The organism is Streptomyces sp. NPDC045846 (genome assembly GCF_056431605.1).
The window spans coordinates 180,002-203,988 of record NZ_JBWKKJ010000014.1; the positions used below are offsets into that span (position 1 = coordinate 180,002).

Here is a 23,987-nt window from a genome sequence, read left to right on the forward strand (position 1 = left end):
TTCCGGACGACTGCACTCCGTTGTGGAAAGCGGGGCGCGTGGGGGTGTGAGCGGGGGCAAGGGTGTTCGCCCGTAGCTTACGGAACCGGGGTCTGCCGCATGGAGTGTCAGTCCCGACGGGTAAGACATTCCTAGTGGGGAGGGGCGACACGCTCGTCAGGCGGTCTCACGTTCGCCATCGGCGTAGTGGAGACAGGGGTATCTGTCTGGCCTGCGGGAACATCGTCTCGCACCATCGGGTTGGAGCAGTTGTCGGCTGTTCGGGCCGGGAGGCAATGAACGGGTGTCGGCAGTTGGAATGAGCTGTCCCGCCCTGCGGGACTAGCATGCGGAAGGACAGGGAGGGGACCCCCCCCTTACTGCCCGACCGCTCTGAGGAGCGATTAACGATGTTCGAGAGGTTCACCGACCGCGCGCGGCGGGTTGTCGTCCTGGCTCAGGAAGAAGCCCGGATGCTCAACCACAACTACATCGGCACCGAGCACATCCTCCTGGGCCTGATCCACGAGGGTGAGGGTGTCGCCGCTAAGGCCCTGGAGAGCCTCGGGATTTCGCTCGAGGCGGTCCGCCAGCAGGTGGAGGAGATCATCGGCCAGGGCCAGCAGGCCCCGTCCGGGCACATCCCCTTCACGCCCCGTGCCAAGAAGGTCCTGGAGCTTTCGCTCCGCGAGGCCCTCCAGCTCGGCCACAACTACATCGGCACCGAGCACATCCTGCTCGGCCTGATCCGCGAGGGCGAGGGCGTCGCCGCCCAGGTCCTCGTGAAGCTGGGCGCCGATCTCAACCGGGTGCGGCAGCAGGTCATCCAGCTGCTCTCCGGCTACCAGGGCAAGGAAGCCGCCACCGCCGGCGGCCCTGCGGAGGGCACCCCCTCCACGTCCCTGGTGCTCGACCAGTTCGGCCGCAACCTGACGCAGGCCGCTCGTGAGTCCAAGCTCGACCCGGTCATCGGGCGCGAGAAGGAGATCGAGCGCGTCATGCAGGTCCTGTCGCGCCGTACCAAGAACAACCCGGTCCTCATCGGCGAGCCCGGCGTCGGCAAGACCGCCGTCGTCGAGGGCCTGGCCCAGGCGATCGTCAAGGGCGAGGTGCCCGAGACGCTCAAGGACAAGCACCTGTACACGCTGGACCTCGGCGCCCTCGTCGCCGGTTCCCGCTACCGCGGTGACTTCGAGGAGCGCCTGAAGAAGGTCCTCAAGGAGATCCGCACCCGCGGCGACATCATCCTGTTCATCGACGAGCTCCACACCCTGGTGGGTGCGGGTGCCGCCGAGGGCGCGATCGACGCGGCGAGCATCCTCAAGCCGATGCTGGCCCGTGGTGAGCTCCAGACCATCGGCGCCACCACGCTCGACGAGTACCGCAAGCACCTGGAGAAGGACGCGGCCCTTGAGCGCCGCTTCCAGCCCATCCAGGTCGCCGAGCCGTCGCTGCCGCACACCATCGAGATCCTCAAGGGTCTGCGCGACCGCTACGAGGCCCACCACCGCGTCTCGATCACGGACGAGGCCCTCGTCCAGGCCGCGACGCTGGCCGACCGGTACATCTCGGACCGCTTCCTGCCGGACAAGGCGATCGACCTGATCGACGAGGCCGGTTCCCGGATGCGCATCCGCCGGATGACCGCGCCGCCGGACCTCCGCGAGTTCGACGAGAAGATCGCGGGCGTGCGCCGCGACAAGGAGTCGGCCATCGACTCCCAGGACTTCGAGAAGGCGGCCTCTCTCCGCGACAAGGAGAAGCAGCTGCTCGCCGCGAAGGCCAAGCGCGAGAAGGAGTGGAAGGCCGGCGACATGGACGTCGTCGCCGAGGTCGACGGCGAGCTGATCGCCGAAGTCCTCGCCACGGCCACGGGCATCCCGGTCTTCAAGCTCACCGAGGAGGAGTCCTCGCGGCTGCTGCGCATGGAGGACGAGCTCCACAAGCGCGTCATCGGCCAGAAGGACGCCATCAAGGCGCTCTCGCAGGCCATCCGTCGTACGCGTGCCGGTCTGAAGGACCCGAAGCGCCCCGGTGGTTCGTTCATCTTCGCCGGCCCGTCCGGTGTGGGTAAGACCGAGCTGTCCAAGACGCTGGCGGAATTCCTCTTCGGCGACGAGGACGCGCTGATCTCCCTCGACATGTCGGAGTTCAGCGAGAAGCACACGGTTTCCCGCCTCTTCGGTTCGCCCCCCGGTTACGTGGGTTACGAAGAGGGCGGCCAGCTCACCGAGAAGGTGCGCCGCAAGCCGTTCTCCGTCGTCCTCTTCGACGAGGTCGAGAAGGCCCACCCCGATATCTTCAATTCCCTGCTCCAGATTCTGGAAGACGGTCGTCTGACCGACTCCCAGGGCCGGGTCGTGGACTTCAAGAACACGGTCATCATCATGACGACCAACCTCGGGACCCGGGACATCTCCAAGGGCTTCAACCTGGGCTTCGCCGCCCAGGGTGACGTCAAGACCGGCTACGAGCGCATGAAGGCCAAGGTCAACGAGGAGCTGAAGCAGCACTTCCGCCCCGAGTTCCTCAACCGTGTCGACGACACGGTGGTCTTCCACCAGCTCACCGAGGAAGACATCATCGAGATCGTCGACCTCATGATCGCCAAGGTGGACGAGCGCCTCAAGGACCGCGACATGGGCATCGAGCTCAATGCCGAGGCCAAGTCGCTGCTCGCCAAGAAGGGCTACGACCCGATCATGGGCGCCCGGCCGCTGCGCCGGACGATCCAGCGGGAGATCGAGGACATTCTCTCCGAGAAGATCCTCTTCGGTGAGCTGCGCCCCGGTCACATCGTGGTCATCGGCACCGAGGGCGAGGGTGAGGACAAGAAGTTCACCTTCCGCGGCGAGGAGAAGTCGGCCCTGCCCGACGTCCCGCCGATCGAGGACGCGGCCGCCGGTGGCGGTCCGAACCTGAGCAAGGAGGCGTAGTCCTCTTCGGAGGCCTTGCCTGAAGGGGCTGCCCCGGCTCGTACCCACCGTACGAGCCGGGGCAGCCCCTTTTCCGCGTTCGGCGGATCACCTCGATCCCCGGTCCCCTCAAGGGAGTTCGGGCGGCGGTGGTCCGCCGTTGACGGTGACGGTGAGGCCGGGGCGGCGCAGCAGGGCGGCCGGGTTCCACGCACCCGCCTGGACGGTGCCCACCGCGAGGTCCACCGTCGTCAGGGCGGGGAACACCGCGAGGACCGCGCCGAGGTCGCCGTCGGAGTTGGCGAGCCACAGGTCGAGATGGCGGACGGTGGGCAGCGGCGCCACCCCGGCCAGCGCGGCCACCGAGCTGAGCGCCACGCCGAGCCGGCTGATCCGGGGCCGCCCGCGCACGTACGCGAGGAGGCGGCGGGTGGTGGCCGAGGAGGAGGGGGCGAGCTCCAGAGAGGTGAGGGCGGGCCAGCGGCTCAGGGCGTCGAAGCCGACGACCTGGTCGGCGTCCAGATGCAGGGTGGTGACGCCCTTCAGGACGGGCAGCTGGGCCAGGTGGAGGTCGGTGCTGCTGCCGAACAGCAGGGTGCGCAGGGCCGGGATCTCGCCGAGCGGGCCGAGGTCGACCTCCTGCGCGGACATGCTGAGCAGCCCGAGCGAGGTCAGCCGGGGCAGCCGGGCGAGCTGGCCGAGGTCGCGCAGGGCCGGGCCCCGCAGCACCTCCAGCTCTTCGAGGTGCTCCGCGCTGTCCCGCAGGAAGGCGAGGTCGGTGAGGCGCTCGGTGCCGTTGAGGCGCAGCGCCGCCACCGTCCGGCCGCGCAGCGCGCTGTGCAGCTCGTCGGCGGTGAGGTCGGGCGGGACGGTGATCCACAGCCGGCGGGCGTCGGGAAGGTGCGGGAGCTGGGCGAGCTGCCAGCGGGTCTCCACGTGCAGTTCGGTCTCGCGCAGATCGAGGTGGGCGAGCACTTCACGGGCGTACCGCTCGGCCGGGTAGCGCGACCACTCCGCGGTGAACAGGTCGACGGCGTCCGGGTGGGCGGCGGACCAGGCGCGGGCGTGGTCGACGGACTCGGCGTTGCCGACCCGGTTGATGAGCCCGACGACGTGGGCGAGCGCCTCGGGGGGCGTCTCGCGCGGCGACGGCAGGTGGTTCAGGACGGACGGGCCGAGGCGGGCCAGGAGCGTGATCGTCTCCAGGTCGCGGGGCGGGAGCAGCGCCTTGATGTGCTCGCGGACCCGGCGGGCCGTCGTCTCGTCGAGGTAGGCGGCGTGCTGGGCGCAGCGCGCCGCGAGGACGTGGATCTTCGCCTTGTCCTGGTGGGCGGGCTGCCGGGAGCCCGCGTCGAGGAGGCCGTTGACCAGGACGGGCCGGTCGCGGCGGCCGCAGTGCCCGGCGGCGAGCAGGATGACGTCCTGCCACTGCTGCTCCTCCGAGGCGTGCCGCAGGAGCTCGCCGAGGTGGCCGTCCTCCACGAACTCCTTGGCGGCGAGGAAGTCCTGGAAGGTGCGGTGGGTGAACTGGAAGACGTCGTCGGCGCGTTCCTGGAGCAGTCCGCTGCGGTTGAGCAGATGGCGCAGGACGTCTTCCGGGGTGCCCTGGCCGCGGACGTTCTCCATGCCCGACAGGGCCCGCTTGAGCTGGCGCAGCGCCTGGTCGCGGGAGAACTCCGACTGTCCCTCGCGCACCAGCCACACCGCGATCCGCTGGAGCAGTTCGGTGCACTCCTCGGCGCTGATCTCGATGCCCTCGGGCGCCTCGACCTTGCGCTGCTGGTCCCGGTTGCCGAGCAGCATCCGTAAGGCCGCCTCGTACAGCTTCCAGCGGGTGTCCGGCAGGAAGCCCTGGCGCAGCCGGTGCAGGGCGCAGATGACGGCGCACAGCAAAGGGGTCCGGGCGAGGTCGCGCAGGGCGCTGTTCTGCTTGAACTGCTCGGACAGGTCGCGCTCCAGCTCGTCCAGGTCCTCGTGCGGGCCGCTGTCGAGCCGGGCGGCGCGGTGCCAGGCGGCGATGAACGCGGTGATGTCCTCGTCGTTCATCGGGAGCAGCCTGAGCTCCTCGAAGCCCGCGTACTTCAGCCAGTCCGGCTCGACCGCCATCGGCCGCACCGTCACCACGCAGCGGGTGCGCGGATAGCGGTCCAGGAGCGCGGCGAGCCAGCGGTTGGCCTCCTCGCGGTCCTCCCGCGGTACCTCGTCGAGGCCGTCCACCAGGAGCAGCGCCTGCCCGGTCTTCAGGACGCGCCCGGCCCAGCCGTCCGGCGCCGCGTCCACCACGAGCCGTGCGGCGGTGGGGAGTTGGGCGGGCAGCGGGAAGGTGGCGCCCTGGGCGCGCAGGCTGCGCAGCGGCACCACGAACGGGACGAGCGCGTTGAGGTCCGCGAGGCCCGGGCCGAGCCGGCCGGCCGCCGCGTGCGCCGCGAGCCACCACACCAGGGTGGTCTTGCCGGCGCCCGCCTCGCCCCGGATCAGGACCCGGGGCCGGGAGGCGAGCAGGGCGTCGATGCGCTGCGGGGCGCTGTCCATCAGGGCGCGGCCCGCCTGCGGGGGCTCGGTGGCCTTGGGTCTCGCCTCCAGGCTGAGGTAGGCGGTGTCCAGGTCCCATTCGGAGTCCCGCTTGTTCAGCTCGTCCAGACCGAAGATCTTCGTCTTGCGGTAGGACGCGCCGATCGCCTCGGCGTAGTCGTGCTCGTAGCGCTGGTCCTCCGGGGGTACGCCGGTGACGAGTTCGAGGCTGGTCACGGCGGCCAGGGTGGCGAACGCGGCGCGGAAGCCCTCCGAGGCGAAGACCGAGCGCAGCGGTACGCACACCACCCTGCGGTGGCCGCGCCCGCGCGGGATCTCCTTGACCAGGCCGAGCAGGGTCGCCGCGGCGAAGAGCGGCGCGCCGGAGAGGCCCGCGAGCGGCGAGCTGCCGTCGGCGCGTTCGGCGGCCGGGGGACGGTGCAGTTCGCAGACCAGGTCGTCGCGCAGGCTGCCCGCGACCGGCAGGACGGTGCCGATGAACTGGTCGTAGTCGAGGTGGCGGTCGGCGCCGTAGCGCTGGATGTCGGGGAAGCCGATGATCTCGCAGCCGGGCAGCGACTGCGCGGTGTCGACGGTGCCGAGCCGCAGCAGCCCGGGCAGCAGCTCCTCGTCGCTGTAGATCAGCGCGGCGTCCAACTCCGCGTCCTGCCACAGGACTTGGCCGGTCATCTCGCCGATGGAGGGGTGGGCGAGCCGGACCGGCGGGGTGCCCACCAGGTTGTGCGCACAGGTCAGCACCAGCCAGGGGGACACGATGACCCCGCTGCCCTGGCGTCCGTCGGAGAGCACGGCCACGACCCGGTCGGCGGTCGTGGGCAGCGAGGTGCTCATCGTGGCCCGGTCCCGAACCGTCCGCCGGGTCGGTCGTTGCCGACTTTCCAGCCGGCTCCGTCGACCGCGGCGTGCGGCTTCAAGGTGAAGGACACCTTGTGCGTACGCCCCGTGGCGCGCCCGGCGTCGGCGCCCGCGTCCACCACCCAGGCCCGGACCTTGAGGCCGCCCTTCAGCTCCTTGCGGAGTTCGAGCGTGAACTCCATCTGGATGTCGCCGAGTTCGAAGACCAGCGGCTGTCCGGTGGCCCGGGTGGCGGCCGCGGTGAGCTGGTCGCGTACGGACTCGATGGCGTCGGCCAGTTCGATCCCGTCGAACGCGTGCGTGTCGTCGGTCATGGTGGGCCCCCTCGCCTAGGCCCCAATTCTTGCTCCGCGCACGGCAGTTGGGACAGGGTCGGGAAGGCGTCGCGGTCGGCGAAGGCCGAAGCCCGCCGTACGGGATCGACGAGCGGGCAGGTATTCCTGGGATTATTAGGTTGCTGCCTAATATCCCTAGCATTAGCGTCCTGGACCATGAAGGCAGTGACCGAGCGGGAGATCCGCGCATCGTTCATCAATTGCTCCAAGGGCGAGGCCGCGCGGCTGGCCGTGCCGCGCGAGCTGGACTCGCTTCCCTGGGACGACCTCGACTTCCTGGGCTGGCGCGAGCCGTCCGCGCCGGACCGGGCCAACCTCGTCACCGAGCACGGCGGCCGCCTCACGGCCGTCGCCCTGCGCTCCGCCTCCCGTCAGCGGGGTCTGCTCCAGCGCAGCATGTGCTCGGTGTGCCTGACGACGCACTCGGGCAGCGGGGTCTCCCTCATGACGGCGCGCCTCGCGGGCAGGGCGGGCCGCGAGGGCAACTCGGTGGGCATCTACCTGTGCACCGACCTCGCGTGCTCGCTCTATCTGCGCGGCAAGAAGGTGCCCGAGGGGCTCGGCGGACGGTTCGAGGAGTCGCTCACGCTGGAGGAGCAGGTGGAGCGGGCCCGGAGGAACCTGGCCGGGTTCCTGGAGAAGGTCGGCCTGCCGGGGTGAGACCTGCGACCCGTCCACGCCGTGACGGTTGCGGGCCCTCGGTCCCGAAAGGGAAGGCCCTTGGACCCGGTCGCGGTGACAAGGCGCACAGGCGGTGGGGGGCCTACTAGGCGTCTTAGGGGCCATTGACGGGGGATCGGCGCTATTCCCGTGCTGATCGTTACGGCTTTCGGTAGTAGATGGGCGTTTTGGGCTGAGATGGGGCCTCGGGTTACCAAGGTGGGGCCGACCCGGTGCGCCGCTGCGCGTGCCGGGTCCTCGCATGCCGCCGGACCCGCCGGTGGCCGCCCCTGTCGCCGCACGGAGAGAGCCCCCGCATGCCCCAGCGCACCCCGTCCACGTCCGCCCGCCCGTCCGCGCTCCGGCTGCGCGCCGCGTCCGTCGCCGCGCTCGCCGCCGCCCTGGGCGGCGGGACGCTCCTGGGCACGGGTGTCGCGGCCGCCGACGAGGTGGGCTCCGCGCCGCTCGCCACCGCCGCCACCACCACGACCGCCGTCGCCGACCAGGCCAAGGCGCAGACCAAGGCCGCCGCCGCGGTGCGCAAGGCCGCGGCCGCCAAGGCCGCCTCCTGGGTGGACCCGGTCGAGCGCTACACCCTGAGCGCGAGCTTCGGCCTGGGCGGTTCGATGTGGTCGAGCAAGCACTCCGGGCAGGACTTCGCGGTGCCCAGCGGTACGCCCGTGGCGGCCGTGCACGGCGGAACCGTCGTGAAGGCGGGCCCGGTCGGCGCCGGTGACGGTCCGGCGTACGGCAACGCGATCGTGATCCGGCACGCGGACCGCACGTACTCGCAGTACGCCCACCTCTCGCAGATCGGCGTACGCGTCGGCCAGAGCGTGGGGACCGGCGACCGGATCGCGCTGTCCGGCAACACCGGCAACTCCAGCGGCCCGCACCTGCACTTCGAGATCCGTACGACGCCGAACTACGGCTCGGCCGTCGACCCGGTCGCGTTCCTGCGGACGGTGGGCGTCACCGTCTGAGCGCGGTGCGCGTGACGGCCTAGCGGCCGCGCGTGTGGTGGTGGGCCTGGACGACCAGGTCGTTGGCGACTTCGAGGATGCTGGTCCGCTTCTCCTCGGGGTCGCCCTCCATGTCCTTGAGGACGAACATCCCGGCGTGCATCGAGAACAGCGCCGTGAAGCAGCGGATGCGGTCGGCCATCGCGGAGTCCGGGTCCTTCAGCAGATCGACCATCGCGTGCATCCGCTCCTTGAACATCTCGCCGATGCTCAGCTCGCGCATGGTCGCCTGGTTCTCCTGCATGAAGCGGAAGAGCGGCTCGGCGCCGATGAGCGCCTCGCTGTAGCGCCCCAGGATCTCCAGCTTGACGTCCAGTGTCTTCGGCTGCGTGCGGCCCCACTCGATCACCTCGTCCATGGGCCTGGTGAGGTCCTGGAAGAGGCTGATGATGATGTCTTCCTTGGTCTTGAAGTGGTAGTAGAGCGCGGCCTTCGTCACCTCGAGCCGCTCGGCGATCTCCCGCAGCGAGGTCTTCTCGTACCCCTGCTCACCGAAGAGCTCCAGGGCCACGTCCTGGATCCGCTGGCGGGTGTTTCCTCTGGCCATGCCGCTCTCCCGAATACGTACGGCCGCCGTCCCCCGGCGGCCGTGCCGTTTGCCATCAACTTACTTGACGCCCGGCAAGTTGGGGTCTACCTTCCCCAGTGTAGTGGTAACTAGCCGGGCGACAAGTAAGTGCCTCGCCCGGTGGACAGCAGGCTCAGGGAGTTGGGGACGATGGCGACGGGGATACCGGACGAGGCGGCCGTGGAGGCGGGGGTGAGCGACGGCCCACAGCCCCGCAGTGTGCGGGTCGTGCTGCTCGCGCTCATGATCGCGATGCTGCTGGCGATGCTGGACAACATGATCGTGAACACGGCTATGCCGACGATCGTGGGCGAGCTCGGCGGCCTTGCACACCTGTCGTGGGTGGTCACCGCCTACACCCTGGCCACCGCGGCCTCCACGCCGATCTGGGGCAAGCTCGGCGACATGTACGGGCGCAAGGGCGCCTTCCTCACCTCCATCGCGATCTTCCTGCTCGGCTCCGCGCTCAGCGGCATGGCGCAGGACATGAGCCAGCTCATCGGGTTCCGCGCGATCCAGGGCCTCGGCGCGGGCGGCCTGATGGTCGGCGTCATGGCGATCATCGGCGACCTGATCCCGCCCCGGGACCGCGGCAAGTACCAGGGCATGATGGCCGGCGTCATGGCGCTCGCGATGATCGGCGGCCCGCTGGTCGGCGGCGCCATCACCGACCACCTCGGCTGGCGCTGGACGTTCTACATCAACCTCCCGCTCGGCGCGGTCGCGCTCGCGATGGTCACCGCCGTGCTGCACCTGCCCAAGAAGCGGGCCCGCGGCCGGATCGACTACCTCGGCACGATCCTGCTGACCGTCGGCATCACCTCGATCGTCCTGGTCACCACGTGGGGCGGCTCGCAGTACGCCTGGGGCTCCGCGATCATCATGGAGCTCATCGCCCTCGGCGTCGCCTCCATCGTCGGCTTCCTCTTCGTCGAGACGAAGGCCGCCGAGCCGATCGTGCCGCTGCACATCTTCCGCAACCGCAACTTCTCGCTCATGTCCGGGATCGGCTTCCTCACCGGCTTCGTGATGTTCGGCGCGATGCTCTTCCTGCCGCTGTACCAGCAGTCCGTGCAGGGCGCCTCCGCCACCAACTCCGGCCTGCTGCTCCTGCCGATGCTGCTCTCGATGATGGTCGTCTCGCTGATCGCGGGCCGGGTCACCACGAACAGCGGCAAGTACAAGATCTTCCCGATCCTGGGCGGCGCGCTCGTCGTGGTGGGCCTGTTCCTGCTCTCCACGATGGACACCACCACGACCCGCCTCATGTCGGGTGTCTACATGGCGGTGCTCGGCGCGGGCATGGGCTTCCTGATGCAGATCACGATGCTGGTCGCGCAGAACAGCGTCGAGATGAAGGACATGGGCGTCGCCTCGTCCTCCACGACCCTCTTCCGTACGCTCGGCTCGTCCTTCGGCGTCTCGATCATGGGCGCGATCTTCACGAACCGGGTCGGCGACGAGATGACGCGCCGGCTCGGCGCGGCGGCCTCGTCGGGCGCGGGCAAGCTGGCCAACGCGCAGCTGGACCAGGCGAGCCTGGCGAAGCTCCCGGCTCCGGTCCGTGAGGCGTACCAGTACGCGGTGTCCTCCGGTACGCACGGGACGTTCCTGGTCGGTTCGATCATCGCGGTGGCCATGTTCGTGGCGGCCCTGTTCGTCAAGGAAGTCCCCCTGCGCGGCTCCGCCCCCGCCCCCACCCCGGACGAGCCCGCGACGCCGGAGCCGGTGTCCGAGCGGGTGTCGTAGCAGGAGCCCGCGTTCTCCCTCCCGGGGGCTCCGGGGCCGCCGCCTTGCGCGGGCCCTGGGGTCCCTGGGGGGTTTGCCCACCCACGCTCCCGTGCGGGGGTGGGCAGGGCGCCCGGGGTCTGGGGCGGCGCCCCAGGCCCGGCGTCAAGCCGAGGCCGTGGCTTCCACGCGGCGGCGGTGGCTGGGGGCTTCGGCTGTCACGGACAGGGCCAGCAGCAGGGCCGGGGCCGCCAGCATCACGGGGACGGGGGCCCGGCCCGCCGCGGGCACCAGGGCCGCGATGAGCAGGGCCGTCGCCAGGCGGAGGCGTACCACCGGGTCGCGCGCACCGGTGAAGGCCGCTCGTACCGCCGCCGTGGACAGCAGGAACAGCGCCACCCCGCCCAGAATGCACAGGGCCAGCGCGGTGGTCAGATGGCGGGCCGAGCCGAGGACCGCCGTGCCCACCGCACCCCCCGTCACGGCGAGCCCGAGCTGCACGGGCAGGTGGCCGAGGACGTAGGTGTGCAACAGCCGCGGGTCACTGGCGAGTTCGGCGTGCGCGCCGGGCCGGGTGCCGCTGGCGCTGAAGTACGACCACCACAAACAGGCGCACAGCGCGAACGCCGCGGCGCCCGTCACCATCGCCGACCCGGCGGTCCGCGCCTGGACCAACCCGTTGGTGAACCCCAGCACCGACTCCCCGAGCACGATGATCGTGAACAGCCCGAAGCGCTCCCGCAGATGCTCGGTGTGGTGCGGGGCGCGGGCGATCCGGCGGCCGGAGAGCAGCGGGATGGCCAGGTCGACCGCCATCCCGCCCGCCCAGATCCCGTACCGTACGGGCCCCGCGGGGGCGAGCAGCGCGCCCGTCCACAGGAGTGCCGAGACGGTCGAGCCGACCGCGAAGGACCGGAGCAGGGGGACCAGGCGCCGGTCCCGGCGGGCCTCCAGGGCGTACAGCGCCGCGACGCCCAGCCGCGCCCCCAGGTACGACAGGGCGAAGCCGGTGTCCGCGCTGTCGGAGGTGCCCACGCTGCCCACGAAGACGGCGAGCCCGCACACCGCCACCAGACCGGCCATGGTGAGCAGCCGGTGCGAAGTGACGTCGCGGTCCGCCCGGTTGGCCCGGACCGCGTACAGCACCCACGTCCACCACAGCGGCACGAACAGCGCGGCCGCCGCCGCCACCGAGCCGAGCGTGGGGTGGGCGCTGATGCGGCGGGTGATCTGGCCGACGGCGGCGACGAACACGAGGTCGCAGAACAGCTCGAACCAGGTGGCCCGGCGCTCGGCCTCCGCGGGGGCGGAGTCGGCCTGCGGCAGGTCTCGTACGGGTACGGGATCGGACGGCGATGTGTAAGGGCCCTCATGCATGGTCAACAGTGTTGCCACTGTTGGCCGTTGACGCCCGGCGTTCGCCCACCGAGCCCGCTACACCTGGCGGGAGTCCTTCGCCGGAGGCTGGACCGGGAAACTGCCCGTGTTCGTCGGCGCGTGCTCGGGGAGCCAGAGCACGGCGATCGCGCCGCCCGTGCCCGGCGCGTTGGGCGCCCCCTCGGGAGCGGCGTTGCGGAAGGTGAGCCGGGCGCCGAGCACCTTGGCCTGGCCCGCGGCGATCGTCAGCCCCAGCCCGTGCCCGTTGCCCGCCCGGTCGCTCGACCCGGTACGGAACCGGCTCGGCCCCTCCCGCAGCAGCGCCTCGGGGAACCCGGACCCGTGGTCGCGGACCCGTACGACCCGGCCCTCGACGGTGACCTCCACCGGCCCCCCGCCGTGCTTGGCGGCGTTGCCGAGCAGGTTGCCCAGGATGCGTTCCAGGCGGCGCGGGTCGGTGGAGACCCACGACTCGTGGACGACCCGCACCTTCACCTCGGGGTCGAACGCGGCGACCCGCCGGCTCACGAACTCGCCGAGCGCGATGTCCTGCAACTCCGCCCGCTCGGACGCGCTGTCGAGCCGGGCGACCTCCAGGACGTCCTCGACCAGCGTCCGCATGGCCTGCGCCCGGTTGCGCACCAGCTCGGTGGGGCGGCCCGGCGGCAGGAGTTCGGCGGCGGTGAGCAGCCCGGTGACCGGGGTGCGCAGCTCGTGCGCGATGTCCGCGGTGACCCGGCGCTCGGCCTCGATGCGTTCCTGGAGCGCGTCGGTCAGCGCGTCCACGGCACGGGCGAGTTCGTCGGTCTCGTCGCGTACGACACCGCCGATGGCGTCCCGCACCCGTACCTCCGTGTTGCCCTCGGCGACCTTGCCCGCCGCGTCGGCCGCCTTGCGGAGCCTGCGCGAGATCTGGCCGCCGATGAGGATGCCGAGCGCGCAGCCGCCGAAGACGACCGCGACCGAGCCGATGACCAGGGCGCGGTCGAGGTCGGCCATCACGTTGGAGCTGCGGTCGGTGAAGGTGGAGTGCAGTGACAGGACGTCGCCGTTGCCCACGGGCACGGCGGCCCAGATGTCGGGCGGGCCGCTGCCGCGCTCCTGCACCGAGGAGACCTTGCGGCCCTGGAGGGCCTTCTCCTTCAGGGTGGGCGGCAGCGCGGGATCGTTGAGCTTGGTGCCGAAGCGGACCCGCTTGTTGCTGGTCTCGTAGTAGTTCTGCGCGAAGTTGAGCCGCTCCATCTGCACTTCGCGGGCGTTGTCGAGCATCGAGACGCGGGCCGCGTTGTGCACGACGAGGCTCAGCGCCACCACGGTGAGCGCGCCCACCGCCGTGATGGCGATACTGATCTTCCACCGGACGCCGGTGCGCAGGGCGGGACGCCTCACTCCCTCACGCCTTCAACTTGTAGCCGAAGCCACGGACGGTCTCGATCCGGTCCTGCCCGATCTTGGTGCGCAGGCGCTGGACGTGGACGTCCACGACGCGGGTGTCGCCGCCCCAGCCGTAGTCCCAGACCCGCTCGAGGAGCTTGTCGCGGGAGAGCACGGTGCCGGGCGCCGAGGAGAACTCCAGCAGCAGCCGCATCTCGGTCGGGGTCAGCGCGACCGGCTCGCCGCCCTTGCGGACCTCCATGCCCTCGGTGTCGATCTCGATGTCGCCGAAGGCGAGCACCCCGCGCTCGGGCGCCTCCTCGGGCGTCTCGGTGGCGGCGCCGGGCCCGCCCGCGTGTCCGAAGCGGCGCAGCACGGCACGGATCCGGGCGACCAGGACGGCGCCGTCGAAGGGTTTGGTGACGTAGTCGTCCGCGCCCGCCTCCAGGCCGAGGACGACGTCGATGGAGTCGGCGCGCGCGGACAGCATGATGACCGGCACGGTGGACTCGTCGCGGATCCGGCGGCACAGGCTGACGCCGTCGAGCCCCGGCAGCATCACGTCGAGCAGGGCGATGTCCGGCCGGTCGGCGCGGAACGCCTCCAGGCCGGAGAGCCCGTCGGGCATGGCGGTCACGGTGAAGCCGTCCCGCTCAAGGGCGAGCTGGGTGGCTTCACGGATGACGTCGTCGTCCTCGACGAACAGAACATGGGTTTCGGCCATCGCGCTGCTCTCTCAGTTCTCCGGCGGTCTCTTCCGGCGCCCGGCGGTGGTGCGGTGGGTCCGGGCGCAGTACCCAGTCTGCGGCATGCCCGCGCCGCCGGTTGCCGGTCCGGTTCGCCGGATCAGGGGGTGGCGGGCACCGGAGCGGCGGTCTCGTTGCCGCCGACCGACTTGCTGTAGTCGTTCTCCACCTGGTCCTGCTGCGCGAACCTACCGCCCGCACCGCCCGACCACCGGTAGGTCGTCACGACCTCGCTGGACGCGAAGGCGGGCTTGTCGCCCGCCGCGTACATCTGCCGGGTCACCACCAGGTCGCCCCGGTCGATCTCGGCGTACACGGGCGTCTCCTCGGCGGTGAAGACGTTGTCGTACGAGGTGCCGGAGGCCCGGTACACATACGCGCCGAGGCCCACCGCGTCCGCGCAGTTCATGACGTTCACGACCACGTCCTGGCCGGTCGCGCCGGTCAGGTGCCCGTACGTCACGTCAATGGGGTACTCGTCCTTGGTGCAGGGCTTGAGCTGGGACTTGACCCGGGCGCTGACCTTCGGGTCGGCCTTGAGCAGCTTCACCGGGTCGACCTTCGTGAAGGGAGCCGAGGAGGAGGCGCTGGGGGACGGGGTGGCGTGGGCGACCTTGTCGGAGCGCGGGGCCTCGCCCTCGTCGCGGGTGCCGGTGCCGCCGGTGGAGCAGCCCGCCATGAGCAGCCCGAGGGCGGAGAGCCCGGCCAGTGCCGTGGTCCCCGCCGTCAGCGCGCCCCTGCTGTGCCTGCTCAGGCCGCGCACCGCTCCCGCCCCTTTACCTCGCGTACGGTGCCGTGCTCCAGGGCCCGGAAGTCCAGCTCGCGGCTCTCCAGCTCCTGGCGGAGCCGGGCCAGCGCGCGGTGCAGCGTGCTCTTGACCGTGCCGGCGGACATGCCGAGGGCCGCGGCCGTCTCCTCGGTGCTCATCTGCTCCCAGTGTCGCAGCACGACGACGCTGCGCTGCTTGGGGGCGAGCACCTTGAGGACGTCCATCAGCAGGGCGCGGTCGGCGCGCTGCTCGGAGCCGTCCTCGACGCGGGCGTCGGGCAGCTGCTCGGTGGGAACCTCTTCGAGCTTGCGCGCCCGCCACCACTCGGTCCGAGTGTTGATCATGACCCGGCGCAGGTAGGCGTCGGCGAGGGTCTTGTCGGCGATGCCGTCCCAGCGGCCGTAGGTGCGGGCCAGCGCGGTCTGCAGCAGGTCCTGCGCGTCGACCGGGTCCGGAACGAGTCGCCGGGCACTCCGAAGAAGCGCGTCCTGCCGGGTGCGTACGTACTCCTCGAACTCAAGCACCTCGCCCTGCGCCATACCCAACCGCCTCCGTCGTCCCCGTGAGCTGGTCCCGCTCGTCCTGCTGGTCGCTTACCGGAATGAACCTACGGAGGACTTGTCACGGGCCTGTGCGGAGGAGACGTCGGCCGACGCACGGAGAGCCATCGGTTGTGTAACAGCCGAGGTTTACCGCCGTTTTCCAGGGGTAACGCCGCTCTTTCGGACGTTACGGACACAGCCGGGCACGCGGGGAGGGGCGGTGGATCAGGACTGCGGCAGCCGGTAGAAACCGTCGTCGAGCGGCTCCACGAGACCGTCCGCGACCAGGCCGTCGAGCGCCCTGGCCCGCTGCACCGGCTCGCGCCACACCGCGTCCAGCGCCGACCGCGGCACGGCGCCGGTGGCCTCGCGCAGCACCGCGAGGAGCCTGCCGCGCACCTGGCGGTCGGTGCCCGCGTACGTCTGGCCGCGCCGGGGCGGGCCCTGGTGCGCGGGCTTCCCGGACAGCCGCCACGCGCACTGCGCGGCGATCGGGCAGCTCAGACAGGTCTCGTTCTTCGCCGTGCAGACCAGCGCCCCGAGCTCCATGGAGGCGGCCGCCCAGCGGGCCGCTGTGGCCTCGTCCTCGGGCAGGAGCGCCCGGGCCAGGCGCCGCTCGGCGGCGGTGGTGGCGGTCGGCGGGTACTGCACCCCGGTGACGGCCCGCGCGAAGACCCGGCGGACGTTGGTGTCCAGGACCGCGTGGCGCTGCCCGTACGCGAACGAGGCGACCGCGGCCGCCGTGTACTCGCCGATGCCGGGCAGCGCGAGCAGCTGGCCGTGGTCGGCGGGCACGTCGCCGCCGTGCCGTTCCGTTATGGCGAGCGCGGCGCCATGCAGCCGCAGCGCCCGGCGCGGGTAGCCGAGCCGGCCCCAGGCGCGCACCGCCTCGCCGGGGGCCTCGGCGGCCAGGTCGGCCGGGCGCGGCCAGCGCGCCAGCCACTGCTCGTAGACCGGGAGCACCCGGCTGACCGGGGTCTGCTGGAGCATGAACTCGCTGACCATCACGCCCCAGGCGCCCGCCTCGGGGCGGCGCCAGGGCAGATCGCGGGCGTTCTCGCGGAACCATCCGATGACGGATTCGTGGAGGACCGCGTTCTCGGTGGGCCGGGTGGGCCGGGTGGACTGGGCGGGCTGAGTGGTCGCGTTCATCTCGTCCATGGGCACGGTGGGCATCGTCGGCAGAGTGTTCATCGCAGTGCCGATCCTGGCACGTTCGGCCCCCGAGGGGGGCGCGCAGAGGCGCTCAGCGGCGTGCGTGCTGCCGGGCGTGCAGGCGTGCGCCGGGTCCGGCGAACCAGGCGACGGCCGAGATGTCGCTCGTCCGCATCGACTCCGACAGCGCCCGTACCGGCCGGGTGCCCACCTTGACGACCAGGAACGCGGCCACGGTGCCGAGCACCAGGCCGACCGCCACGTCGTGCGGGTAGTGCACCCCGACGAAGACCCGCGAGAAGGCCATCGCCAGCGCCATCGGCACGGTGAGCAGCCAGATCCGCGACCAGGCGAGCGCCAGCGCGACGGCCGCCGCGCCCGCGATGGTGGCGTGGTTCGACGGGAACGACCAGTCGCCGTTGGCCGGGCAGGCGATCAGCGAGGTCGCCGCGCCCGCCACCGCCCGGCAGGGCCGCTCCTCGTCGACCAGCGACTTGATCACCTCGCTGCACAGGTAGGCGACCGCGGTCGCGAGGGGCGCGAGCAGGGCGAGGGCGAACGACGTGGTGTCCCGGCGGCGGGCCCGCCACCAGGCGCAGACGAACAGCACGCCGAACAGGAGCAGGCCGAGCTCCGTCCAGACCTCGACGAAGCTCTGCACCCAGGACGGCATGTCGTGGGCGAAGTCGGTGATGTTGCGGTAGAGCTCACTATCCATGGTGACGGACAGTATGGATCATCCGCGGGGGGCGACCACGAGCGCCCGGTGGCGGGTGAGGGCGGGCGATCGGTGGGTGGGGCCGCCCCGGAGGGTCCGGCTCCGGGATGATGATCTGGAAAACTTGGGGACAGTGGCGGCGGGTGGGGCGGGAGTTGGCCCCGATCTCTCGTAAGGTTCGGTGCGTGGGATCTCTGCGCAATCCGGTCGGGCCGCTTCCCTCCTCCATCTACTGGCGACGGAGGGCAGTCGCGCTGTCCTTGATCGCGCTGCTCGCGCTCCTCGTCCTATGGGTCGTCACCTCCGGCGGTGGCAGCGGGAACAAGAGCGGCAGCAACGACAAGGGCCCCACGCCCACCCAGTCGATCACCCCGGGCCCCTCGGGCTCGGGCCCGGCCGTGAGCACCGCGCCGGGTGGCCGCGACGAGACGGGCGGCTCCGGCGGGTCCGGAGGCATCGGCGGCTCCGGGGGTTCGGGCGGTTCCGGTGGCGCCAACTCCGGTTCCGGCGGTACGAGTACGGGCTCGGGCGGCTCCGGGGGTGCCAACTCCGGTTCGGGCGGCGGGAGTTCTGGCGGCGGGGGCAGTGCGGGCAGCCAAGTGCCGGCCGGGTCCAGTCTGCCGACCTGTGCGCCGGGCGCGCTGACCCTGACCCTGCGCAGCACCAAGACGACGTACGCCGTGGGGGAGAAGCCCCGCATCGAAATCGTCCTCAAGAACAACGCGGCGTCCACGTGCAAGGCGGACCTCGGGCCCAAGGGGGCGGTCGTGACGGTGACCTCCACCGGGAACGACCGGGTGTGGTCCACGGACGACTGTCCGGTGGGTGACGCGAGCGTGTTCTTCCAGGTGCCGGGGGGTTCCACGATCACGCACACCGTGGAGTGGGACCGGGGTAAGTCCGCGCCGGGGTGTGCGACGCCCGGCGCGGGGGCGGTGCCTTCCGGCACGTACCTGGTGGAGGCCCACTTCCCCGGGCTCCCCGTGGCCCGAGCCTCCTTCGCCCTCTCCCAGGACTAGCTTGCGCTGGGGTTCCGCCCCGGACCCCGGTCGGCCCCACCCCGCCCCTTCCCTCAACCCGCCGGGGGATTCGGTCGGCTGCGGACCGTGCTCGCTTCTCGCGCAGTTCCCCGCGCCCCTAACAGGGTCATGCTGGCCCGCATGGACGTCTTCAGCCCGTCCGGCGCCCCCAGGGAGTCGAGGGGGGGGCGCCCCCCTCGGTCAGCTATACGTATCGCTCCAGGATGGACGACTCGGCCAGCCTCGACAGGCCCTCCCGGACGCTGCGGGCCCGGGCCTCGCCGACGCCGTCGACGGTCTGGAGGTCGTCCACCGAGGCGGCCAGGAGCTTCTGGAGGCCGCCGAAGTGCTCCACCAGGCGCTCGATGATCGCCCCGGGCAGCCGCGGCACCTTGGCCAAGAGGCGGTAGCCCCGCGGGGACACCGCGGAGTCCAGCGTCTCGGGGGAGCCGCTGTAGCCCAACGCCCTTGCCACTATGGGCAGTTCGAGCAGCTCCGCATGGGTGAGGTCGTTGAGCTCGCGCAGCGCCTCGTCGACGGTGCGGGAGCGCTTGGCGGTGGGCTCGGGAACGTAGTCCCGGACCACGAGCTCGCGCTCGGGCTCGACCCCCGCGATCAACTCGTCCAGCTGGAGCGAGAGCAGGCGCCCGTCCGTGCCCAACTCCACCACGTACTCGGCGATCTCGGTGGCGATGCGGCGCACCATCTCCAGGCGCTGGGCGACCGCCGTGACGTCCCGGACCGTCACCAGGTCCTCGATCTCCAGGGCGGACAGGGTGCCGGCGACCTCGTCCAGGCGCAGCTTGTAGCGCTCGAGCGTCGCTAGCGCCTGGTTGGCGCGGGACAGGATCGCCGCCGACTCCTCCAGGACCCGGCGCTCACCGTTCACGTACAGCGCGATCAGGCGCATCGACTGGGAGACCGAGACGACCGGGAAGTTGCACTGCTTGGAGACGCGGTCCGCCGTGCGGTGGCGGGTGCCGGTCTCCTCGGTGGGGATGTCCGCGTCCGGCACCAGCTGGACACCGGCGCGGTGGATCTTGGTGATGTCCTTGTCGAGCACGAGCGCGCCGTCGAGCTTGCACAGCTCGCGCAGCCGCGTCGCGGCGAACTCGACGTCCAGGACGAAGCCGCCCGTGCACATCGAGTCGACGGTCTTGTCGAGGCCGAGCACGATCAGCCCGCCCGTGTTGCCCCGCAGGATGCGCTCCAGGCCGTCGCGGAGCGCGGTGCCGGGCGCTACGGCGCTCAGGGCGGCGCGCATCAGCGCTTCGTTACCGGAGCCTGTGCCGGACTTTCCGGGTGCTGATGCCCGGTCGTTGGCTGCCACTGCACTCCTCCGGTGTTGCTCATACGGCGCGTACTGCTGGCGTACTGCTCGTACGGACGGGCGAGACCAGGGCAAAGTCTACCGGCGCGGCTACTCCTCCCGTGGGGCCTGTGCACGACGCCCGCGCGGGAGCACCCGCAGCGCGTCCCCCATGTCGGCGACTTCCGTGACCTTCATACCGGCCGGGACCTTGCCCGGGTCGGTCGGGACGAGGGCGTGGGTGAAGCCCAGGCGGTGGGCCTCGGCGAGCCTGCGCTGCACCCCGGTGACCCTTCTGACCTCGCCCGCCAGGCCCACCTCGCCGATCGCGACGAGGTTCTTGGGCAGCGGGGTGTCGCTCGCCGCCGAGGCCAGGGCGAGGGCGATCGCGAGGTCGGCCGCGGGCTCGGACAGCTTCACCCCGCCCACGGTCGCGCTGTAGATGTCGCGCTTGCCGAGCGCGGTGATCCGGCCCCGCTGTTCGAGCACCGCGAGCATCATCGAGACCCGGGAGGTCTCCAGGCCGGAGGTGGTGCGGCGCGGGGAGGGGATCTGCGAGTCGACGGTGAGCGCCTGGACCTCGGCGACCAGGGGGCGGCGGCCCTCCAGGGTGACGGTCAGACAGGTGCCGGGCACCGCCACGTCGCGCCGGGTGAGGAACAGGCCGCTGGGGTCGGCGAGTCCGGTGATGCCCTCGTCGTGCAGCTCGAAGCAGCCGACCTCGTCCGTTGCCCCGTACCGGTTCTTGACGCCCCGTACGAGACGCAGGCGCGCGTGCCGGTCGCCCTCGAAGGAGAGCACCACGTCCACCAGGTGCTCCAGGAGGCGGGGGCCGGCGATCGCGCCGTCCTTGGTGACGTGGCCGACCAGGAGCGTGGACATGCCGCGCTCCTTGGAGGCGCGGATCAGCGCGCCCGCGACCTCGCGGACCTGGGCCATGCCGCCGGGGGCGCCGTCGATCTCGGGGGAGGCGACGGTCTGCACGGAGTCGAGGACGAGCAGGGACGGCTTGACCGCGTCGAGGTGGCCGAGGACGGCGGACAGGTCGGTCTCGGCCGCCAGGTACAGATGGTCGTTGAGCGCCCGGATGCGGTCGGCGCGCAGCCGCACCTGGCTCGCCGACTCCTCGCCCGTGATGTAGAGCGTGCGGTGGTCGTCGCTCGCCGCCTTGGCCGCGACGTCCAGGAGCAGCGTGGACTTGCCGACGCCGGGCTCGCCCGCGAGCAGCACCACCGCGCCCGGCACGAGCCCGCCGCCCAGGACGCGGTCCAGCTCGTCGACCCCGGTCGTGCGCGCCGTGGCCTGGCGGCCGTCCACCTGGCCGATGGGCAGCGCGGCCGTGGAGACCCGGCCCGCCGCCGTGGTGCGCACCGCGGGCGCGCCGTACTCCTCGACCGTCCCCCAGGCCTGGCACTCGGGGCAACGGCCGAGCCACTTGGCGGTCGTCCAGCCGCATTCGGTGCAGCGGTAGGACGGCCGGTCCTTCGCGGATTTCGTACGGGCAGCCATGGCGTCACCGTATAGGGGGCCACTGACAACCCCGCACGGACGGTTGAAGCGACCCGGGGGAGACCCGCCGCACGGCCCGGCGGGCCGGACGCGCGGCTCCGGGCGCGAACCCCCGGTTTTCCGCGCCCCGCCGTTCGGGTGGATGCCGCCGCCACCGCGTCGCCCCGATCGGTTGCGTCCGTTTGCACAGTGCGTAGCTGGTCTGCCATGGAATGCCATGGAATTCCCGATTCCTGTCCCCTTTTGAGGGATACGTTCACCCGTAAGGATTAAATGTGCTCAACCGGTACGAAGAAGCCCTCATGCTGCGCCTACGGTCGCACGCGTGACGAGCAGCAGACTGGATCAGCCAGCGCACAACACCGGCGCACACCGGGCGCAGCGCCGTGCGCCCCGGACGTTGGCCCAGCGGCCGCCCGCGCGTTACGAGGCGTACCTGGACGGCCTGTTCACGTACTGCCTGTCCGTCCTGTGCGACCACGACGAGGCGACCGCCGCCCTCGGCGACATACTCGCCGTCTCCGAGCGCCAGTACGCGCGCTGCCCCGCGGCCGAGCCCGAGCGCAAGGCATGGCTGTACGCCCTCGCCCGCTGGGCCTGTCTGCGCAAGCTGGCCGAGCGCAGACGCGGCCGGCCCGGCGCCCACACCGGGCGCCCCGCCGAGGAGGCCCCCGCGGTCGAGGTGTCCGAGGAGGAGCGGGAGCGCCGCCGGGGCGAACTGGCCCTGCTCGCCTGGCCCGAGGCCGCCGGCACCACCCCCGAGCAGCGCGAGGCCCTGGAGCTGGCGGTCCGCCACCAGCTCGGCGCCCGCGAGGTCGCCTCGGTGCTCGGCATGAACTACCCGGCCGCGCGCGAGCTGCTCGCCGCGGGCGCCTGCGAGGTCGAGCGGACCCGCGCCGCGCTCGCCGTCGTCGAGATGGGCGGCTGTCCCACGGTCGCCCAACTCACCGGCGACCACCAGGTGTTGCTCTCCGCGGCGCTCCGCCGCGAGCTGGTCCGGCACGTCGACGACTGCCCCCGCTGCCGCCGCGCCGCCGAGCGCACGGGTGCGGCCGGGCCCTGGCCCGGGTCGACCGTCACCCCGGCCGCGCTGCCGCTGGCCGAGGCGCCGCGGGCCGCCGCGCAGGCCGCCATGCTGCACGTGCCGCGGGCGCGCGGCGGGGCCCCGCGCTTCGACCGCACCGGGTTCCCGATGGACCCCAAGGACCGGGCCGCCCGGCGCGACCGGCTGCGGGCCAGGGCCGTGACCACCACCGTCGTCGCGACCGTGGTGGCGGCCCCCGTCTTCGCGCTGTGGGCCGCCTACCGCGGCGCCCCCGCGACCGGCGAGCCGGAGGGCGGCGCCAAGGTCACCGCCAGCGAGGCCGACAACCCCGGCGGCCTCAACGGCCATCCCTCCGACCGCTACGAGAACGCGGGCAATGCCCGCAGCGAGCCCGACACCCGCTTCACCGCGGGCAGCCGCGCGCCCGACGTGTCGGTGGAGGTCATCAGCCCCTCGACGGCCCCGGCGGGCCCCGCCCAGCTCTCGGTCGCGGCGAGTTCGGCGGGCGACACGACCGTGCTCACGCTGACCTCGACCGGCGGCGCGCCCGTCGACTGGTCGCTGCGCAGTCACGCCCGCTGGCTCACCTTCAGCCAGAGCGCGGGGCGGCTGGCGCCGGGCCAGAGCGTCACCGTGTACATCCGGGTCGACCACGCCCACGAGCCGCACCATGCCTGGGCGGCCCGGGTCGAGGTGGCGCCTTCGGGGGCCGCGGTACGCATCGCGGGCGACGGCACGCCCATCGCCACGCCGTCCTCGCCCGACCCCGGGGACCCGGGCCATCCCGGCCCGCCGGGATCGAGCGCGCCGCCGACGCCGCCCACCCAGAGCCCCGGCAGCCCGACCCCCACGCCGACGCCGCCGAGCCAGAGCCCCACCCCGCCGACGGCGCCGCCCACGCCCACCCAGACGCCGCCCTCACCGACCAAGAGCGGCTGACGACTCCCGTACCGCGTAAGGCGGTTACCGCTTCGGGTCGGCCGGGTGCGGGGCGACCAGGGGCAGCTGCGAGGCGAGCCGCGCCTCGCACAGCCCGACGAGCACGCCGTACGCCTCCTCGCCCATCAGCTCGGTCAGCTCGGGCTTGTACGTCACGAAGACGGGCTCGCCCGCGCCGTGGGCGGAGGTCGCCGAGGTGCACCACCAGTGCAGGTCGTGGCCGCCGGGGCCCCAGCCGCGGCGGTCGTACTCGCCGATCGAGATCTGGAGCACCTTGGTGTCGTCGGGCCGCTCGATCCAGTCGTACGTGCGGCGCACCGGCAGCTGCCAGCAGACGTCCGGCTTGGTCTCCAGCGGCTCCTTGCCCTCCTTGAGGGCGAGGATGTGCAGCGAGCAGCCGGCGCCGCCCGCGAAGCCCGGCCGGTTCTGGAAGATGCAGGAGCCGTTCCAGCGGCGGGTCTGGCGGTCGCCGTCCTCGTCGGTCTGGATCCAGCCCGACTCGGTGCCGACGTCGTGGAACTGCCACAGCTCCGGGGTGAGCCGCGCCACGTGCCCGGCCACCCGCTTCTCGTCGTCCTTGTCGGAGAAGTGGGCGCCGAGCGTGCAGCAGCCGTCGTCGGCCCGGCCCGCCTCGATGCCCTGGCAGCCGCTGCCGAAGATGCAGGTCCACCGCGAGGTGAGCCAGGTCAGGTCGCAGCGGAAGACCTGCTCGTCGTCGGCCGGGTCGGGGAATTCGACCCAGGCGCGCGGGAAGTCGATCCCCTGCTCGTCCTGAGCCCTCTTCTGCTCGCCCCGTGACTGGTTCTCGGGGTTCTTCGGGGCTTTGGCTTTGCCCGGCTTCGCCTTTTTCGTCTTTGGCACACCTCAAGCGTATGTCCGAGGCCCTGTCCG

19 protein-coding genes are annotated in these 23,987 nt (G+C 72.0%); 6 read left to right on the plus strand and 13 right to left on the minus strand.

Annotation, left to right across the window (positions count from 1 at the left end):
- Positions 1-389 precede the first annotated feature (389 nt).
- Positions 390-2,915, plus strand: a complete 2,526-nt coding sequence (locus AC07F3_RS33385) for an ATP-dependent Clp protease ATP-binding subunit (protein ID WP_386000083.1) — start codon at positions 390-392, stop codon at positions 2,913-2,915.
- Between the two features lie 108 nt (positions 2,916-3,023).
- On the opposite strand, the gene AC07F3_RS33390 is transcribed toward AC07F3_RS33385, so the two are convergent.
- Both AC07F3_RS33390 and AC07F3_RS33395 read right to left on the minus strand, forming a co-directional pair.
- The gene (locus AC07F3_RS33390) at positions 3,024-6,257 is read right to left on the minus strand and encodes an NACHT domain-containing protein (RefSeq protein ID WP_479118273.1); all 3,234 of its coding nucleotides are present in this window, start codon (positions 6,255-6,257) and stop codon (positions 3,024-3,026) included.
- Positions 6,254-6,595 (minus strand): trypco2 family protein, encoded by a 342-nt coding sequence (locus AC07F3_RS33395; protein ID WP_479118274.1) that lies wholly within the window; start codon positions 6,593-6,595, stop codon positions 6,254-6,256. The genes AC07F3_RS33390 and AC07F3_RS33395 overlap by 4 nt, the downstream gene beginning before the upstream one ends.
- 177 nt (positions 6,596-6,772) lie before the next feature.
- Between AC07F3_RS33395 and AC07F3_RS33400 the strand changes: the two genes are divergently transcribed.
- Together AC07F3_RS33400 and AC07F3_RS33405 are read left to right on the plus strand one after the other, a co-directional pair.
- The gene (locus AC07F3_RS33400) at positions 6,773-7,276 is read left to right on the plus strand and encodes an FBP domain-containing protein (protein WP_479118275.1); all 504 of its coding nucleotides are present in this window, start codon (positions 6,773-6,775) and stop codon (positions 7,274-7,276) included.
- Positions 7,277-7,593: 317 nt separating this feature from the next.
- Positions 7,594-8,259: a M23 family metallopeptidase gene (locus AC07F3_RS33405; RefSeq protein WP_479118276.1), complete on the plus strand. Its 666-nt coding sequence runs from the start codon at positions 7,594-7,596 to the stop codon at positions 8,257-8,259.
- A 19-nt stretch (positions 8,260-8,278) separates the two neighbouring features.
- On the opposite strand, the gene AC07F3_RS33410 is transcribed toward AC07F3_RS33405, so the two are convergent.
- On the minus strand, positions 8,279-8,845 hold the full coding sequence (locus AC07F3_RS33410; RefSeq protein WP_479118277.1) for a TetR/AcrR family transcriptional regulator: 567 nt from the start codon (positions 8,843-8,845) through the stop codon (positions 8,279-8,281).
- A gap of 171 nt (positions 8,846-9,016) precedes the next feature.
- On the opposite strand from AC07F3_RS33410, the gene AC07F3_RS33415 reads away from it, so the two are divergent.
- Complete coding sequence (locus AC07F3_RS33415; RefSeq protein WP_479118278.1) at positions 9,017-10,615, plus strand: MDR family MFS transporter; 1,599 nt, start codon at positions 9,017-9,019, stop codon at positions 10,613-10,615.
- 144 nt (positions 10,616-10,759) lie between these two features.
- Here AC07F3_RS33415 and AC07F3_RS33420 read toward each other — a convergent pair whose 3' ends face one another.
- The 7 genes from AC07F3_RS33420 to AC07F3_RS33450 all read right to left on the minus strand — a co-directional run bounded on the left by AC07F3_RS33420 (position 10,760) and on the right by AC07F3_RS33450 (position 17,275).
- Positions 10,760-11,971 carry a low temperature requirement protein A gene (locus tag AC07F3_RS33420; RefSeq protein WP_479118280.1) on the minus strand — a complete coding sequence of 404 codons (1,212 nt, stop codon included), beginning with the start codon at positions 11,969-11,971 and terminating at the stop codon, positions 10,760-10,762.
- 57 nt (positions 11,972-12,028) lie between these two features.
- On the minus strand, positions 12,029-13,360 hold the full coding sequence (cseC, locus tag AC07F3_RS33425; RefSeq protein ID WP_479118281.1) for a two-component system sensor histidine kinase CseC: 1,332 nt from the start codon (positions 13,358-13,360) through the stop codon (positions 12,029-12,031).
- 4 nt (positions 13,361-13,364) lie between these two features.
- A complete protein-coding gene (cseB, locus tag AC07F3_RS33430) occupies positions 13,365-14,069 on the minus strand; it encodes a two-component system response regulator CseB (protein WP_438292416.1) in 705 nt (234 codons plus the stop codon).
- 122 nt (positions 14,070-14,191) lie between these two features.
- Positions 14,192-14,854, minus strand: a complete 663-nt coding sequence (locus AC07F3_RS33435) for a hypothetical protein (RefSeq protein ID WP_479118282.1) — start codon at positions 14,852-14,854, stop codon at positions 14,192-14,194.
- Positions 14,842-15,399 carry a SigE family RNA polymerase sigma factor gene (locus AC07F3_RS33440; RefSeq protein WP_329463728.1) on the minus strand — a complete coding sequence of 186 codons (558 nt, stop codon included), beginning with the start codon at positions 15,397-15,399 and terminating at the stop codon, positions 14,842-14,844. The genes AC07F3_RS33435 and AC07F3_RS33440 overlap by 13 nt, the downstream gene beginning before the upstream one ends.
- Before the next feature lie 228 nt (positions 15,400-15,627).
- Positions 15,628-16,554, minus strand: coding sequence for an HhH-GPD family protein (locus tag AC07F3_RS33445; RefSeq protein WP_479118317.1), 927 nt, complete (start codon positions 16,552-16,554; stop codon positions 15,628-15,630).
- A 94-nt stretch (positions 16,555-16,648) separates the two neighbouring features.
- A complete protein-coding gene (locus AC07F3_RS33450; protein ID WP_479118284.1) occupies positions 16,649-17,275 on the minus strand; it encodes a phosphatase PAP2 family protein in 627 nt (208 codons plus the stop codon).
- 185 nt (positions 17,276-17,460) lie between these two features.
- Between AC07F3_RS33450 and AC07F3_RS33455 the strand changes: the two genes are divergently transcribed.
- The gene (locus tag AC07F3_RS33455) at positions 17,461-18,294 is read left to right on the plus strand and encodes a hypothetical protein (protein WP_479118286.1); all 834 of its coding nucleotides are present in this window, start codon (positions 17,461-17,463) and stop codon (positions 18,292-18,294) included.
- A gap of 205 nt (positions 18,295-18,499) precedes the next feature.
- Here the strand turns inward: AC07F3_RS33455 and disA are convergent, their stop codons facing one another.
- Together disA and radA are read right to left on the minus strand one after the other, a co-directional pair.
- Positions 18,500-19,624, minus strand: coding sequence for a DNA integrity scanning diadenylate cyclase DisA (disA, locus tag AC07F3_RS33460; protein ID WP_114041367.1), 1,125 nt, complete (start codon positions 19,622-19,624; stop codon positions 18,500-18,502).
- 90 nt (positions 19,625-19,714) lie between these two features.
- The gene (gene radA, locus AC07F3_RS33465) at positions 19,715-21,112 is read right to left on the minus strand and encodes a DNA repair protein RadA (RefSeq protein ID WP_114041366.1); all 1,398 of its coding nucleotides are present in this window, start codon (positions 21,110-21,112) and stop codon (positions 19,715-19,717) included.
- Positions 21,113-21,437: 325 nt separating this feature from the next.
- Between radA and AC07F3_RS33470 the strand changes: the two genes are divergently transcribed.
- Positions 21,438-23,096 (plus strand): BACON domain-containing protein, encoded by a 1,659-nt coding sequence (locus AC07F3_RS33470; protein WP_479118288.1) that lies wholly within the window; start codon positions 21,438-21,440, stop codon positions 23,094-23,096.
- A 24-nt stretch (positions 23,097-23,120) separates the two neighbouring features.
- Here AC07F3_RS33470 and AC07F3_RS33475 read toward each other — a convergent pair whose 3' ends face one another.
- The gene (locus AC07F3_RS33475) at positions 23,121-23,957 is read right to left on the minus strand and encodes a DUF3109 family protein (RefSeq protein ID WP_479118290.1); all 837 of its coding nucleotides are present in this window, start codon (positions 23,955-23,957) and stop codon (positions 23,121-23,123) included.
- Positions 23,958-23,987: the final 30 nt, after the last annotated feature.